At 61.9% G+C, this 247-nt stretch carries 1 protein-coding gene; it reads left to right on the top strand.

What is annotated here, in order from left to right:
- On the top strand, window positions 1-247 hold a 247-nt coding region (locus ACYP03_RS27405; protein WP_459782859.1), incomplete at both ends, for a glycosyltransferase.

The following is a 247-nucleotide window of genomic DNA, read 5'->3' as shown; positions in this document are numbered from 1 at the left end:
CCTGGCAACCGGATGCAGTGCTTGGCATGGGCGGTTATGTCAGTGGTCCGGGTGGCGTGGCTGCCTGGATCAGCGGTATTCCTGTGATCCTGCACGAGCAAAACGCGGTAGCTGGCCTGACAAACCGCTGGTTATCGCGTATTGCGGCCAGTGTGCTGCAAGCTTTTCCGGGCGCCTTTCCGGGCAAACCTGTGGTTGGCAATCCGGTCCGCCGTGATGTGACTGAACTGGCGGCGCCAGCGCAACG

It is taken from the genome of Photobacterium sp. R1, from assembly GCF_054600795.1.
Note: the sequence above shows the minus strand (reverse complement) of the source record. Positions and strands in the feature narration are given on the sequence as shown.